The organism is Curtobacterium sp. Csp2 (assembly GCF_013347165.1).
The window spans coordinates 603613-616821 of the sequence record NZ_CP054593.1 but is presented as its reverse complement, the minus strand read 5'-3'; the positions used below and the strand labels follow the sequence as shown (position 1 = coordinate 616821).

Genomic DNA, 13209 nt, shown 5'->3' with positions numbered 1-13209 from the left:
GAGCCGACGGGACGGGTCAGTCGGTCCCGGAGTCGAACGCAGCACCCTCGGACGCGGCGTCCGTCGCCCGCCCGAGCGCCTCGTCCGCGTCGGAGGTCACGACCGCGCCGCCGAGGATCTCCTCGGCCTCGCCCGCCTGCAGCTGCCCGACGAGTTCCCCCGTCGCGCCGCCGATCAGGCCGGCCGCCGCGTACTGCTCGAGCCGCGCGCGCGAGTCCGCGATGTCGAGGTTCCGCATCGTGAGCTGCCCGATCCGGTCGTCCGGCCCGAAGGCGGCGTCCCCGACGCGCTCCATCGAGAGCTTGTCCGGGTGGTACGACAGCGCGGGCCCGGTCGTGTCGAGGATCGTGTAGTCGTCCCCGCGACGCAGGCGGAGCGTGACCTCGCCGGTGACGGCCGACGCGACCCAGCGCTGCAGCGATTCGCGCAGCATAAGGGACTGCGGGTCGAGCCATCGGCCCTCGTACATCAGACGGCCGAGGCGACGACCCTCGTTGTGGTACGCCGCGACGGTGTCCTCGTTGTGGATCGCGTTGAGCAGCCGCTCGTAGGCGATGTGCAGCAGCGCCATGCCCGGCGCCTCGTAGATGCCGCGGCTCTTCGCCTCGATGATGCGGTTCTCGATCTGGTCGGACGCACCGAGGCCGTGCCGACCACCGATGGCGTTCGCCTCGTACACCAGCGCGACGGCGTCCGGGAACTCGACCCCGTTGATCGCGACCGGGCGACCGGCCTCGAAGCGGACCGAGACCACCTCGGTCGCGACGTCGACGTCGTCGCGCCAGGCGGCGACGCCCATGATCGGCTCGACGATGTCCAGCCCGCTGGAGAGCTCCTCGAGGCTCTTCGCCTCGTGCGTGGCGCCCCAGATGTTGGCGTCGGTCGAGTACGCCTTCTCGGTGGAGTCGCGGTAGGGGAAGCCGCGCGCGACGAGCCACTCGCTCATCTCCTTGCGGCCGCCGAGTTCCTCGACGAACTCGGAGTCGAGCCACGGCTTGTAGACGCGGAGCCGCGGGTTGGCCATCAGGCCGTAGCGGTAGAACCGCTCGATGTCGTTGCCCTTGTAGGTGGAGCCGTCGCCCCAGATGTCGACGCCGTCCTCCTTCATCGCGCGGACGAGCATCGTGCCCGTCACGGCGCGGCCGAGCGGCGTCGTGTTGAAGTACGTCTTGCCGCCCGAGCGGATGTGGAAGGCACCGGTCTGCAGGGCGACGAGGCCCTCTTCGACCAGGGCGCTCTTCGCGTCGACCAGGCGGGCGATCTCCGCGCCGTACTCGTGGGCGCGACCGGGGACGGCGTCGATGTCCGGCTCGTCGTACTGGCCGATGTCGGCCGTGTACGTGCAGGGCACCGCTCCCTTCTCGCGCATCCAGGCGACCGCGCAGGAGGTGTCGAGACCTCCGGAGAACGCGATGCCGACTCGTTCGCCGACGGGGAGACTGCTCAGGACCTTGGACACGGGGACAATCGTACGGGTCCGCCGGGCCGCACTACCGTCCGGGCCGACGGTTGTGGATCGATCGTGTCCCGGTGCTCTGGCGGCCTTGGTGCACCTGGTGCCCCTGGAGGGACTCGAACCCCCAACCGTTTCCTTAGGACGGAACTGCTCTTCCGTTGAGCTACAGAGGCTGGCTCGTCCACTCTAGCGGCGGTAGGGCTCCAGGAACGTCCGGACCTCGGACACGTACAGCTCCGGCACCTCGGCCGGCGCGAAGTGGCCGCCCCGGTCGAGTTCGTGGTGGTACACGAGGTTCGTCGTCCGCTCGAGCCACTCCCGCGGTGCCCGCACGAGGTCCCCCGGGAAGACCGAGAACCCCGACGGCACCTCCACCCGCCGGGCCAGCTGCTCCGCCGGGATCGCCGCGTTCGCGTGGTACATCCGCATCGACGACCCGATCGTCGCGGTCGCCCAGTACTCGGTCAGCAGCGCGAGCACCTCGTCCCGCGTGTACACCGACCACAGGTCCCCGCTGCAGTCGCTCCACGACCGCAGCTTCTCGACGATCCACGCCGCCAGGCCCGCCGGCGAGTCCGTCAGCCCCACCGCCGCGGTCTGCGGCTTCGTCCGGTGCAGCATCGCGTAGGCGCCCTCGTCGGTCCGCCACCGTGCCGTCTCGTCGACGAAGGCCCGCTCCGCCGGCGACAGCGCCGAGGCGTCGAGCCCCGGCCACGCCAGTCCGCCGTCGATGCGGTGCACCGCGACGACCCGGTCGGGGTGGTCGAGCGCGAGGTACCGGACCACGTGCGTGCCGATGTCGCCGCCGGACGCCGCGAAGCGCTCGTACCCGAGCGTCGTCATGAGCTCCGCCCACATCCCGGCGACCTGCCGCGCGTCGAGGACCTGCGGCGGCGCGTCGGAGAACCCGTAGCCGGGCATGTCCGGGACGACGACGTCGAAGCCTGCATCGACGAGCATCGGCAGCACCTTCCGGTACCGCCACCCGGAGTCCGGCCAACCGTGCGCGAGCAGCAGCGGGATCGAGTCATCTCGTCCGGACCGCGCGTGCAGCACGTGCACCCGGATGCCGTCGACCTCGACCAGACGCGACGGCAGGGCGGCCAGGGCGGCGCGGTGCGCGTCGAAGTCGAACCCGTCGGCCCAGTACGCCACGAGTGGGCGGAGTTCGTCGAGGTCGACGCCGAGCGACCAGCCGTCCACACCGGTGGCGTCCGGCCAGCGGGTCGCCCGGAGGCGTGCCCGGAGGTCCGCGATGGTGGCGTCGTCGATCTCCGGCGTCTCGCTCATGCAGCGCACGCTACGCCCGCACGTTCCTTCCCATCACGCCCGCGATCGGAGGACGTTCCGCGCATGGTGTGCAGGAACGCCCGACCAACCACGCGCGGATCAGCCCACCACGCGCGGATCAGCCCACCACGCGCGGATCGGCCCACCACGGTCGGTGGGCGCGACCGCCGCCGGACGGGAGGCACGTGGCGGCGCCGCACCGTGCCTCCCGTCCGCCCGTGGCTGCGTCAGCAGCCGCCGCTATGCGGCGACCAGGTACTCGTCCCACTCCGACTGCGGCCGCTCGATGCCGCGGACCACCCACGAGGCACCGTGCGGCGCCTTCGGCCGGAACCGGAGTCGCCATCCCATCTCCTGCGGGGTGCGGTCGCCCTTGGTGTTGTTGCACGCCAGGCAGCAGGCGACGAGGTTCTCCCACGTGTCCTGCCCGCCGCGGGACCGCGGCTGCACGTGGTCGATCGTCGTCGCGTGCCGGTCGCAGTACGCGCAGCGGTTCGCGTCGCGCCGGAGGACCCCGCGGCGCGAGACGGGCACGAGCCGGGCGTGCGGGATGCGCACGTAGCGGGTGAGGATGATGACGGACGGACGGTCGAACGACGACGTCGACCCGGTGACCGGGTGCTCGGCGTCGGCGGTGACGATGGCGGCCTTCTGGTTCATCACCAGCACGAGGGCCCGTCGGTCCGAGATCACCGCGAGGGGCTCGTAACCGGCGTTGAGGACGAGAGTGCGCATGGGTTCCCTTCCGACGTGCCTGGACGGCTTCCAGGCGCTGCGGGTGCGTCGGACCGAGCGACGCCGACGTGGGACCGCGGTCTGCGACCACGCCCGGAACCACGAAGAGCACCACCCGGATGGGCAGTGCTCTCGTCAGGTCAGGGCGTGATGGTGCACGCAGGGGGCGGTGGACCGTATGTCCACGAGCGCGCGCCGACCCGTGGTGCGGGTCGTGCGGATCGCTGACATGAGGTCTCCCGTGGTCGGGCCGTGTTCGGACCGGTGCAGCATCAGGCTACGTCAGGAACCGGCCCAGCACGAGGGTGTGCGGGCCGGTTTCCGGGAGTGTTCACGGGAACGACACACGGGTCGTCACCGCGGGGGGTAGGGCCGGGGTCAGATCCCGAAGCGGACGATGTGGTAGCTGCTCGTCCAGATCGGGCGGATCGACACCTTGCCGCCGGGCTTCGGCGCGTCCATGATCATGCCGTTGCCCATGTAGAAGCCGTCGTGCGAGCCGTCGTTGAAGACGACGACGTCGCCGGGCTGCGCCTGGGACTCGGGGATCGTGGTGCCGGCCGCGTCCTGCAGCGGGACCGAGTGCGCGAGGCTGATGCCGTACTGCGCGTAGACGTACATGACGTAGCCCGAGCAGTCGAAGCCGGACGGGTCCGCGCCGCCGAAGACGTACGGCGTGCCGATGTACTGCTTGGCGGTCGCGACGACGGCCGGCAGCGAGAACGGGGTGTTCGCCGAGGTCGCGGCGATCTGCTCGGCGCTCGGGCCGCTGTACGACGAGTACTGCTTCGCGGTCGCGGCACGGGCGGCCTGCGTCGCCGCGGCCTGCTTCGCTGCCTCGGCGGCGGCGTCCGCTGCGGCCTTCTGCGCGGCCTCCTGGTCGAGGGTCGCCTGCGAGGTGGCGCCGTAGCCGTCGCGGTTCGTGCCGGCGAGGGCGACGGCGTCCGACACGGAGAACTCCTGCGCCTGGGTCGCACGGACCTCGCGCTGGGCGGTGGCGGCTGCGGAGCCGGTCTGCTGCGTCGCGGCGAACGCCGGGGCGACCGCGACGGTGCCGAACATGCCGCACGCGACGGTGAGGACGACCGGCGCCAGGAAGCGGCGCTTGCGGGCGGTGGCGCTCGCCTTCGTCTTCTCGGCGGCGAGGGCGGCCTGCGCGGCACGACGACCGCCGGGGAGCGGTGCGTCGCGGACCGGGGTCACCTTGCGGACGGTGGAGGTGGTCGCGGGGGCCTGGCGTGCTGCCCGCCGGGTGAGCGGGGCGGCTGCCGTGGGGGTGGCGTTCGCGGTGTTCGTCGGGTTCGCGGGGGTCTGGCCGTCCGCGGCGGAACCGGTCTGCGTCAAGAGTGGTGTCTCCGGCGTCTCGTCACCACGGCCGGGCGGGTGTTCCCGGTCGTGCAACCCCATCCGTTCGTCATCGTTTCCGATCGAGGCAGGAGACGGGCGCGAGACGTCCTGCCACGGGTCCTGGGCCTCGTGGGCGACCCGGGACTCGACGAGTGTACGTGGGCGTCGTTACCGTGTCGAGATGAAACGGCGCTTCGGTAACGGAACGATGACGAATCCCTGATCAGAGGCCTGTCACCTGCGTGACCTTGTGGGCTTTCTCAGGCTCAGGGGTGCTCGTGGGCGAACCGCGCCAGGGTCAGGCGTGCTCGATGTAGACGTGCTGGGCGACCTCGGTCGGGAGCTCGATGCCCGACTCCTCGCCCTCGACGCGGACGGCCACGTAGGCCCCCGCACGCTGCACGCTCGCGACCCGACCCGGCATCACACCGGCGGTCCGCAGCTGGTGCAGGAGCTCCGGTTCGAACTGCACCGGCTCGCCCAGACGGCGGACGACCCCGGTCGCGACGGCGTCGGTGCCCTCGGTCGCGGCGACGATGTTCCGCACGCCGTCGAGGAACCCCGGGGCGGTCGGCCCGCCGATCTCGGCCAGCCCGGGGATCGGGTTGCCGTACGGCGACTCGGTCGGGTTGCCGAGCATCTCGAGCAGGCGGACCTCGACCTGCTCGCTCATCACGTGCTCCCAGCGGCAGGCCTCGTCGTGCACGAACGCCCAGTCGAGCCCGATCACGTCGGACAGCAGGCGTTCGGCGAGCCGGTGCTTCCGCATCACGTGGGTCGCACGGGAGCGGCCCTCGGTCGTGAGCTCGAGGTGCCGGTCGCCGGAGACGACGACGAGTCCGTCGCGCTCCATCCGGGCGACGGTCTGCGAGACCGTCGGACCCGAGTGACCGAGGCGCTCGGAGATGCGCGCACGCAGCGGGACGATCCCCTCTTCTTCGAGGTCGAGGATCGTCCGGAGGTACATCTCCGTGGTGTCGACGAGATCGGTCACGGTCCGCCTCTCAGGTCCGGTTCCAGCGCGCCCCACACTACTTGTTCGCGGTGACAGCGACGGACCGACACCCGTCAGGGGACAGACCGTCCCGAGGGATCGTCATGTGCATCCGGGTCCGGTCCGGCACGCGACGACCGGCCTGGAGGCACGCCCCACACCCGCCCCGTCCGGCCGGTGCAGGGTCGGCTGGGCTGGGACACCGCTCGCTAGGATCGCTCCATGGCAGACATCGTCATCCCCGCCGACCTCCTCCCGACCGACGGCCGCTTCGGCTGCGGACCGTCCAAGATCCGCGGCGCGCAGCTCGAGTCCCTCGTGACGCGCGGGGCGACGATCCTCGGCACGTCCCACCGGCAGAAGCCCGTCAAGGACCTCGTCGGCAGCGTCCGCCGCGGGCTCGCCGACCTGTTCCAGCTCCCCGACGGCTACGAGGTCGTCCTCGGCAACGGCGGCTCGACCGCGTTCTGGGACGCCGCCGCGTTCGGGCTCGTCGAGCGCCGGGCGGAGAACCTGTCCTTCGGCGAGTTCGGCTCGAAGTTCGCCAAGGCCACGGCGACCCCGTGGCTCGAGGCCCCGCACGTGGTCGAGGCCCCCGGTGGCTCCCTCGCCGCACTCGAGCCGGTCGAGGGCGTCGACCTCTACGCGTACCCGCACAACGAGACGTCCACGGGCGTGATGGCCCCCGTCGTCCGCGCGGGCGGCGACCCCGGTGCCCTGACCGTCGTCGACGCCACGAGCGCCGCCGGCGGTGCGGCCTTCGACGTCAGCGCGACCGACGTCTACTACTTCGCGCCGCAGAAGAACTTCGCCTCGGACGGCGGCCTGTGGCTCGCACTGTTCTCCCCCGCGGCGCTCGAGCGCGTGGAGCGGATCGCCGCGAGCGACCGCTACGTGCCGGAGTTCCTGTCGCTCAAGAACGCGGTCGACAACTCCCGGCTCGACCAGACGCTGAACACCCCGGCGCTCGCGACCCTGCTCATGCTCGACGACCAGGTCTCCTGGATCAACCAGTCCGGCGGGCTCGCGTGGGCGGACACCCGCACGAAGACGTCGTCCGCGACGATCTACGACTGGGCGGAGTCGGTCGACTACGCGACGCCGTTCGTCACCGACCCCGCGCACCGGTCGCAGGTCGTGGCGACGATCGACCTCGACGACGCGATCGACGCCAAGGCCGTGGCGGCGACGCTCCGCGCGAACGGCATCGTCGACACCGAGCCGTACCGGAAGCTCGGGCGCAACCAGCTCCGCGTCGCGACCTTCACGGCGATCGACCCGGACGACGTCGCCCAGCTCGTCCGCTCGATCGACTTCGTCGTGCAGGCACTGCGCGGCTGACCCCCGCGGGCCGGCTGGCTCGCAAAACGCAACGAGGGCGGCTCCTCGCAGCGGAATGTCGCTGCGGGAAACCGCCCTCGTTGCGTCTTGCGGAGGTCGGAGGCCGCCACCCGGAGACCGGCGTCAGGCGTGCCGGTCCGGGTCGACCTCGGTCGGGTCGAGCCGGTCCAGCTCCAGGTCGTCGTCCGGGTCGACGGGACGCACCCGCGCGGCACGACGTCGGGCGCCACGGGAGCGCACCGGAGCGGGCTCCTCGTCGTCGTCCTCGTCCGCCGCGTCGACGTCGACCCCGTCGAGCTCGTCGTCGTCGGACTCCTCGAGGTCGTCCTCGTCCTCGTCGCCGAACGCGTCGTCGTCGTCGGACTCGTCGTCGTCCGCCTCGTCGTCGTCCGGGTCCTCGTAGTCCGCGTCCTCGTCGTCGTCGTCGTCCTCGTCGGACTCGTCGTCGTCCTCGTCCGACTCCGCCTCCGCGTCGTCGTGCCCCGCCCGGTACTCGGCGAGCCGCTCGGACCACGGCACCCACTCCGGCGCGAGCAGCGAGCCGTCACCCGGCAGGAGTTCGACCTCGAGCACGGTCGGCTCGTCACCCTCGACCTGCGCGACCGAGACGGTCCAGCGCCAGCCGGGGTACCCGGGCATCCGGTTCGAGAACTGGACCGAGACGACCCCGTCGCCCTCGTCGACCGTACCGACCGGCTGCCCCACCGTGGACTCCGGCGTGACCTCGAGCAGCGCCTTCCGCGCGAGCTCCGTGACGTCCACCATCAGGCGTCCAGCTGGTCCGCGACATGGCGCAGGATCGCGGCGATGCGCTCGCCGTTCTTCGGGTAGCGACCGTGCCGGAGGTCGCCGCTGATGCGGTCGAGCTCCTTCACGAGGTCCTCGACGATGACGGCCATGTCGTCGGCCGATCGGCGGGACATCTTCGCGAGGGACGGTGCGGGCTCGAGCAGGCGGGCGGACAGCGCCTGCGAGCCCTTCTTGCCCTGGACGACGCCGTACTCCAGCCGCGTCCCGGGCTTGACCGAGGTGACACCGTCCGGCAGCGAGGACGCGTGCAGGAACACGGATTCACCGTCGTCTCCGGAGATGAACCCGAACCCCTTCTGGTCGTCGTAGAACTTGACCTTGCCGGTGGGCATGCGTGGACTCCTCGTGGTCGTGGAACGGCCGTGGTGCGTCGGATATCCTGGGTCGATGGCCAAGCCGACCCGATCCACCGGGACCCCCCGCGACGCAGCGGACTCCTCGGTGACGTTCAATCGTACCGAACGCGTCCTCGGGTTCATGGTCGGGGGCATCTTCATCGCCGCCTTCCTGTGCATCGCGGCCATGATCGTGATGTGGCTGACCGTCCCGAGCGCCCAGGGTTCGATGCCCTGGCCCGTGATCATGGCGATCCCGCTGATCGGTCTGCCGATCGGGATGGTGCTCGTCTTCGTCCTCCTCGGACTCACCTGGTCCAAGCGCGCCCGCGAGAACCGGTCGGCACGCTGAGGACCGGCGACGACCGGAGCGGCGGACGATGACGACCACCGCAGACCTCGCCGCACGCCTGCGCGCGACGCCCGACGACGACCTCGAACGACTCGTCGTGGCCCGACGGCTGCCAGCGGCGGTCCTCGCGGACTCCGGTCCGCAGCACGCCGCCGACTTCTTCGACCTCGCCGAGGCGCTCCGGACCGACGACGCCGTCGACGCCGCACTCGAGCACCTGCCCCGTGCCGCGCTGCTCGCGCTGCGGGACGGCGAGGCGGGTGACGCACTCGCCCCCGCCGTCGCGCTCGGCCTGGCGGACGCTTCCGGCGGCGTCGACGACGCGGTCGCGGCCCGCCTGGCCGCCCACCCCGACCTCGTGGCACTGGACCGGACAGGAGGCCCGTCCCGCGTCCGGCGGTCGGCCGACGACACGCAGGCGGCCGACCCCGATCGCGCGCGCGCCACGGGTGCCGAACGCGCCTTCGCGACGATGACCGTCCTCGCCGAGCTCCTGCGCGCCGTCCGCGCCGGGAGCGTGAAGGAGCTCGTGAAGGGCGGGATCGGGACGCCGCTCGCCAGGACCCTCGGCGAGCGCACCGGCACCGATCCCGAGGTCGTGCCCGATCGACTCGCGCTCCTCGCCCGCGTCGGGTTCGCCGACCCCGGCGAAGGGCTCTGGCACACCACACCGGCGGGCGACGACTGGCTCGTCGCGCCGTGGCCGGACCGCTGGGTCGGGCTCGCCGGGCGATGGTGGGACGCCCTCGACCCGGCGGTGCACGACGTGCTCGAGAGCGCCGGCGACGACCTGCGGGACCTCGTCGCGCTCGGGCGCTGGGCGTACCCGGCCGGTGCGCGGTGGCTCGACGCGGAGCTCCTCGTCGTGGCCGGCACCGCGGAGTCCATCGGGCTCGCGGTCGACGGCCTGCTCACCCCGACCGGTCGGGCCGTGCTCGACGGGGACACCGACGCCGCGGCCGCCGACCTGCCACCCACGGTCGAGGGCGTGTACCTGCAGCACGACCTGACGGTCATCGCTCCCGGGCCGCTCTCGCCCGCCGACGACGCGGCCCTCCGGTCGGTGGCCGACCTCGAGGCCCCGGGGCTCGCGGCCCGGTACCGCGTGTCCGAGGAGTCCGTCCGCCGTGCCCTCCGCGCCGGCAGCACGAAGGACGAGCTCCTCGCGTTGCTGGACCGGCTGTCCGCCACGGGCGTGCCGCAGCCGCTCGGCTACCTCGTCGAACAGGTCGCCGGACGCGACGGCAGCATCGTCGTCGACGTCGGACCGGGCGGGGTCGGCACCCGGGTGCACGGCACGCCGGACCAGCTCGACCTGGTCGGGGTCGACGCCGAGCTGCGCCAGCTCGCGTGGGAGCGGCCCGACCTGACGACCCTCGTGACCCGGCACCCGGCGCACGTGGTGCACGCAGCGCTCGAGGACCAGCGCTACCCGGCCGTGCTGACGGCCGCAGCCCGCCCCGCGACGCAGGGCGTGCCTCCCGTCCGTCGCCGTGCCGCCGGACGCACGCCGGAACAGGCGGCGCACGCACTCGTCGAGCGGCTGCGGCTGACGACCGAGCGCGGCGAGGCGGAGCCGGAGCAGGAGTGGCTCGGCCGGCAGATCGACCTGGCCGTGCGGGGGAAGACCCCGATCCGGCTGACGGTGCGCATGCCGGACGGATCCGAACGACCCGTCTCGATCGTCCCGACCTCCGTCGCGGCGGGCCGTGTGCGCGGACGGGACACGGCGGTCGACGTCGAACGCACCCTGCCGCTGTCGCTCGTCGTGGCGGTCGAGAGCGAGGCGTGACGCCGAGGGCCGCGACGCGCAGCGTCCGGGCCGGGCACGGCAGCTCGCAGCCGCGACGCCTAGGCTGATCCGTCATGAACGGACCGCTGATCGTGCAGAGCGACCGCACCGTGCTCCTCGAGGTCGCGCACCCCGACGCCGAGGACGCGCGGCACGAGCTCGCCGCCTTCGCCGAGCTCGAACGCGCCCCTGAGCACGTGCACACGTACCGGATCACGCGGCTCGGGCTCTGGAACGCACGGGCCGCGGGGCACGACGCCGAGTCGATGATCGGCACGCTCGAGCGCTTCGCGAAGTTCCCGGTCCCGCAGAGCGTCACGGTGGACATCCGCGACACGGTGTCGCGCTACGGACGGCTCGTGATCCGGCGCGAGGAGCGTCCGGACGCCCCGGCGATCGCGAACTCACCGACCGAGGAGCTCGAGCGCCAGCCGGTGCTGCTCCTGACGGCCGAGGACCCGTCCGTCCTCGCCGAGGTGACCCGCTCGAAGCGGATCAAGCCGCTGCTCGGCGACCAGCGGTCGTCCTCGGAGATCGAGCTGCAGCCGTGGGCACGGGGCCAGGTCAAGCAGGAGCTCGTGAAGCTCGGCTGGCCGGCCGAGGACCTCGCCGGCTACACACCCGGGCAGCCGCACCCGATCGACCTCGACACGGCGTCGTGGCACATGCGGCCGTACCAGGAACAGGCGGTCGACACCTTCTTCGCGCAGGGCTCCGGCGTCGTCGTGCTGCCCTGCGGCGCCGGCAAGACGCTGGTCGGTGCCGGTGCGATGGCGACCGTCAAGGCGACGACGCTCATCCTCGTCACGAACACCGTGTCCGCGCGGCAGTGGCGCGACGAGCTGCTCCGCCGGACGACCCTGACCGCGGACGACATCGGCGAGTACTCGGGCACGTCGAAGGAGATCCGCCCGGTCACGATCGCGACGTACCAGATCCTCACCGCCCGCCGGAAGGGCGAGTACACGCACCTGTCGCTCCTCGACGCCCTCGACTGGGGCCTCATCGTCTACGACGAGGTCCACCTGCTCCCCGCGCCGGTGTTCAAGCTGACGGCGGACCTGCAGGCGCGCCGTCGGCTCGGCCTGACCGCGACGCTCGTGCGCGAGGACGGCCGCGAGAGCGACGTGTTCTCGCTCATCGGGCCGAAGCGCTACGACGCCCCGTGGAAGGAGATCGAGGCCCAGGGCTACATCTCCCCCGCCGCCTGCTACGAGGTGCGGATCGACCTGCCGCACGCCGACCGGTTGGAGTACGCCGCGTCCGGCGACGACGAGCGCTACCGGCTCGCCGCGACGTCACCGGCGAAGACCCCGGTCGTGCGGGAGCTCATCGAGAAGCACCGCGGCGAGCAGATCCTGGTGATCGGGCAGTACATCGACCAGCTCGACGCGCTCGCGGAGTCGCTCGACGCCGCGGAGATCACCGGGGCGACGCCCGTCGACGAACGCGAGCGGCTGTTCCGGGCGTTCCGGCAGGGCGACATCGACGTCCTGGTCGTCTCGAAGGTCGCGAACTTCTCCGTCGACCTGCCCGACGCGACCGTGGCCATCCAGGTGTCCGGCTCCTTCGGGTCCCGTCAGGAAGAGGCCCAGCGACTCGGCCGGCTCCTGCGCCCGAACAAGGACGGTCTGCCGGCGTCGTTCTACACGCTCGTGACGCGGGACACCGTCGACCAGGACTTCGCACAGAACCGGCAGCGGTTCCTCGCGGAGCAGGGGTACGCGTACACCATCCTCGACGCCGACCAGGTCCAGGCAGCCGCGTAGCCGGCACACGAGCCGCTCCCAGGAAACCTCTAGGGAACGGTCAGAGGATGTGTCCATGACCGATGGCCCCAAGATCCTGATCGTCGACGACGAACCGAACATCCGCGACCTCCTCACGACCTCGCTGCGTTTCGCCGGGTTCGCCGTCCGTGCGGTCGGCAACGGGGCACAGGCGATCTCGGCCGTGCTCGAAGAGGAACCCGACCTGATCATCCTCGACGTGATGCTCCCCGACATGAACGGCTTCGGCGTCACCAAGCGCCTGCGTTCGTCCGGGTACACCTCCCCGATCCTGTTCCTCACCGCGAAGGACGACACCGAGGACAAGATCACCGGCCTCACGGTCGGCGGCGACGACTACGTCACGAAGCCGTTCTCGCTCGACGAGATCGTCGCGCGCATCAAGGCGATCCTGCGTCGCACGATGAACGACGAAGAGGACGCGATCATCCGCGCCGGCGAGCTCACGATGGACCAGGACACGCACGAGGTCACGATCGGCGACGCGCAGATCGAGCTGTCCCCGACCGAGTTCAAGCTCCTCCGCTACCTCATGCTCAACCCGAACCGGGTGCTGTCGAAGGCGCAGATCCTCGACCACGTGTGGGAGTACGACTTCAACGGCGACGCCGGCATCGTCGAGTCCTACATCTCGTACCTGCGCCGCAAGCTCGACCAGTACTCGAGCGAGCCGATCATCCAGACGTAGGCGCTCTGCGACAGGACGACGGACAGCTTGCAGTACTGCTCGCCGTCGCTGATGTTCTGGCCCTCGAGCTGCTCCGTCGTCTGCTTGACGTTGTTGTCGAGCTGCGACATCAGGTACGTCGACAGCACCGTCATGGTGCCGAGTCCGGCGACGAGGAGCCCGAGCGCGACGAGCAGCACCGTGATCCCGGTGATCTTCGTGCGGAGGGAGATCCCGTCCCACCAGCGGCTCATTCGCGTGTGCATGCTGTCCCGAGGATAAGCGGCGGGTGTGCCGGGG

Annotated in this window: 13 protein-coding genes and 1 tRNA gene; 5 read left to right on the top strand and 9 right to left on the bottom strand. The window is 71.6% G+C overall.

The window, feature by feature from the left end; genetic code table 11:
- Positions 1–16 precede the first annotated feature (16 nt).
- From argG to HUN59_RS03045, 6 genes are all read right to left on the bottom strand, one after another.
- Entirely contained in the window at positions 17–1459 is a 1443-nt protein-coding gene (argG, locus tag HUN59_RS03070) for an argininosuccinate synthase (RefSeq protein ID WP_174777456.1), read from the bottom strand.
- 95 nt (positions 1460–1554) lie between these two features.
- Positions 1555–1629: transfer RNA gene (locus tag HUN59_RS03065), tRNA-Arg, on the bottom strand.
- Positions 1630–1642: 13 nt separating this feature from the next.
- Positions 1643–2746, bottom strand: coding sequence for an epoxide hydrolase family protein (locus tag HUN59_RS03060; RefSeq protein WP_174777455.1), 1104 nt, complete (start codon positions 2744–2746; stop codon positions 1643–1645).
- Between the two features lie 240 nt (positions 2747–2986).
- Positions 2987–3481 carry an HNH endonuclease gene (locus tag HUN59_RS03055; RefSeq protein ID WP_174777454.1) on the bottom strand — a complete coding sequence of 165 codons (495 nt, stop codon included), beginning with the start codon at positions 3479–3481 and terminating at the stop codon, positions 2987–2989.
- A gap of 378 nt (positions 3482–3859) precedes the next feature.
- Positions 3860–4825, bottom strand: coding sequence for a C40 family peptidase (locus tag HUN59_RS19925; RefSeq protein WP_083519735.1), 966 nt, complete (start codon positions 4823–4825; stop codon positions 3860–3862).
- A 301-nt stretch (positions 4826–5126) separates the two neighbouring features.
- Positions 5127–5822, bottom strand: a complete 696-nt coding sequence (locus HUN59_RS03045; protein WP_058740462.1) for a metal-dependent transcriptional regulator — start codon at positions 5820–5822, stop codon at positions 5127–5129.
- A gap of 222 nt (positions 5823–6044) precedes the next feature.
- Between HUN59_RS03045 and serC the strand changes: the two genes are divergently transcribed.
- Positions 6045–7163 carry a phosphoserine transaminase gene (gene serC, locus HUN59_RS03040; RefSeq protein WP_174777453.1) on the top strand — a complete coding sequence of 373 codons (1119 nt, stop codon included), beginning with the start codon at positions 6045–6047 and terminating at the stop codon, positions 7161–7163.
- Between the two features lie 123 nt (positions 7164–7286).
- On the opposite strand, the gene HUN59_RS03035 is transcribed toward serC, so the two are convergent.
- Both HUN59_RS03035 and HUN59_RS03030 read right to left on the bottom strand, forming a co-directional pair.
- A complete protein-coding gene (locus HUN59_RS03035) occupies positions 7287–7928 on the bottom strand; it encodes a DUF3027 domain-containing protein (RefSeq protein WP_174777452.1) in 642 nt (213 codons plus the stop codon).
- The gene (locus HUN59_RS03030; RefSeq protein WP_058740464.1) at positions 7928–8305 is read right to left on the bottom strand and encodes a cold-shock protein; all 378 of its coding nucleotides are present in this window, start codon (positions 8303–8305) and stop codon (positions 7928–7930) included. The genes HUN59_RS03035 and HUN59_RS03030 overlap by 1 nt, the downstream gene beginning before the upstream one ends.
- Before the next feature lie 55 nt (positions 8306–8360).
- On the opposite strand from HUN59_RS03030, the gene HUN59_RS03025 reads away from it, so the two are divergent.
- The 4 genes from HUN59_RS03025 (at position 8361) to HUN59_RS03010 (ending at position 12930) form a co-directional block, all read left to right on the top strand.
- Positions 8361–8660: a hypothetical protein gene (locus HUN59_RS03025; RefSeq protein ID WP_058740465.1), complete on the top strand. Its 300-nt coding sequence runs from the start codon at positions 8361–8363 to the stop codon at positions 8658–8660.
- A gap of 28 nt (positions 8661–8688) precedes the next feature.
- Positions 8689–10452, top strand: coding sequence for a helicase-associated domain-containing protein (locus tag HUN59_RS03020; RefSeq protein ID WP_174777451.1), 1764 nt, complete (start codon positions 8689–8691; stop codon positions 10450–10452).
- 74 nt (positions 10453–10526) lie between these two features.
- Positions 10527–12221 (top strand): DNA repair helicase XPB, encoded by a 1695-nt coding sequence (locus tag HUN59_RS03015; RefSeq protein WP_058740467.1) that lies wholly within the window; start codon positions 10527–10529, stop codon positions 12219–12221.
- Positions 12222–12276: 55 nt separating this feature from the next.
- The gene (locus tag HUN59_RS03010) at positions 12277–12930 is read left to right on the top strand and encodes a response regulator transcription factor (RefSeq protein WP_174777450.1); all 654 of its coding nucleotides are present in this window, start codon (positions 12277–12279) and stop codon (positions 12928–12930) included.
- Here the strand turns inward: HUN59_RS03010 and HUN59_RS03005 are convergent.
- Positions 12867–13175 (bottom strand): hypothetical protein, encoded by a 309-nt coding sequence (locus HUN59_RS03005; protein ID WP_174777449.1) that lies wholly within the window; start codon positions 13173–13175, stop codon positions 12867–12869. The two genes, HUN59_RS03010 and HUN59_RS03005, sit on opposite strands and share 64 nt — an antisense overlap.
- Positions 13176–13209: the final 34 nt, after the last annotated feature.

Coding starts and splice junctions, on each gene's coding strand:
- HUN59_RS03060 (WP_174777455.1), bottom strand. CDS start 2,746: ATGAGCGAGACGCCGGAGATCGACGACGCCACCATCGCGGACCTCCGG.
- HUN59_RS03055 (WP_174777454.1), bottom strand. CDS start 3,481: ATGCGCACTCTCGTCCTCAACGCCGGTTACGAGCCCCTCGCGGTGATC.
- serC (WP_174777453.1), top strand. CDS start 6,045: ATGGCAGACATCGTCATCCCCGCCGACCTCCTCCCGACCGACGGCCGC.
- HUN59_RS03035 (WP_174777452.1), bottom strand. CDS start 7,928: ATGGTGGACGTCACGGAGCTCGCGCGGAAGGCGCTGCTCGAGGTCACG.
- HUN59_RS03030 (WP_058740464.1), bottom strand. CDS start 8,305: ATGCCCACCGGCAAGGTCAAGTTCTACGACGACCAGAAGGGGTTCGGG.
- HUN59_RS03025 (WP_058740465.1), top strand. CDS start 8,361: ATGGCCAAGCCGACCCGATCCACCGGGACCCCCCGCGACGCAGCGGAC.
- HUN59_RS03020 (WP_174777451.1), top strand. CDS start 8,689: ATGACGACCACCGCAGACCTCGCCGCACGCCTGCGCGCGACGCCCGAC.
- HUN59_RS03015 (WP_058740467.1), top strand. CDS start 10,527: ATGAACGGACCGCTGATCGTGCAGAGCGACCGCACCGTGCTCCTCGAG.
- HUN59_RS03010 (WP_174777450.1), top strand. CDS start 12,277: ATGACCGATGGCCCCAAGATCCTGATCGTCGACGACGAACCGAACATC.
- HUN59_RS03005 (WP_174777449.1), bottom strand. CDS start 13,175: ATGCACACGCGAATGAGCCGCTGGTGGGACGGGATCTCCCTCCGCACG.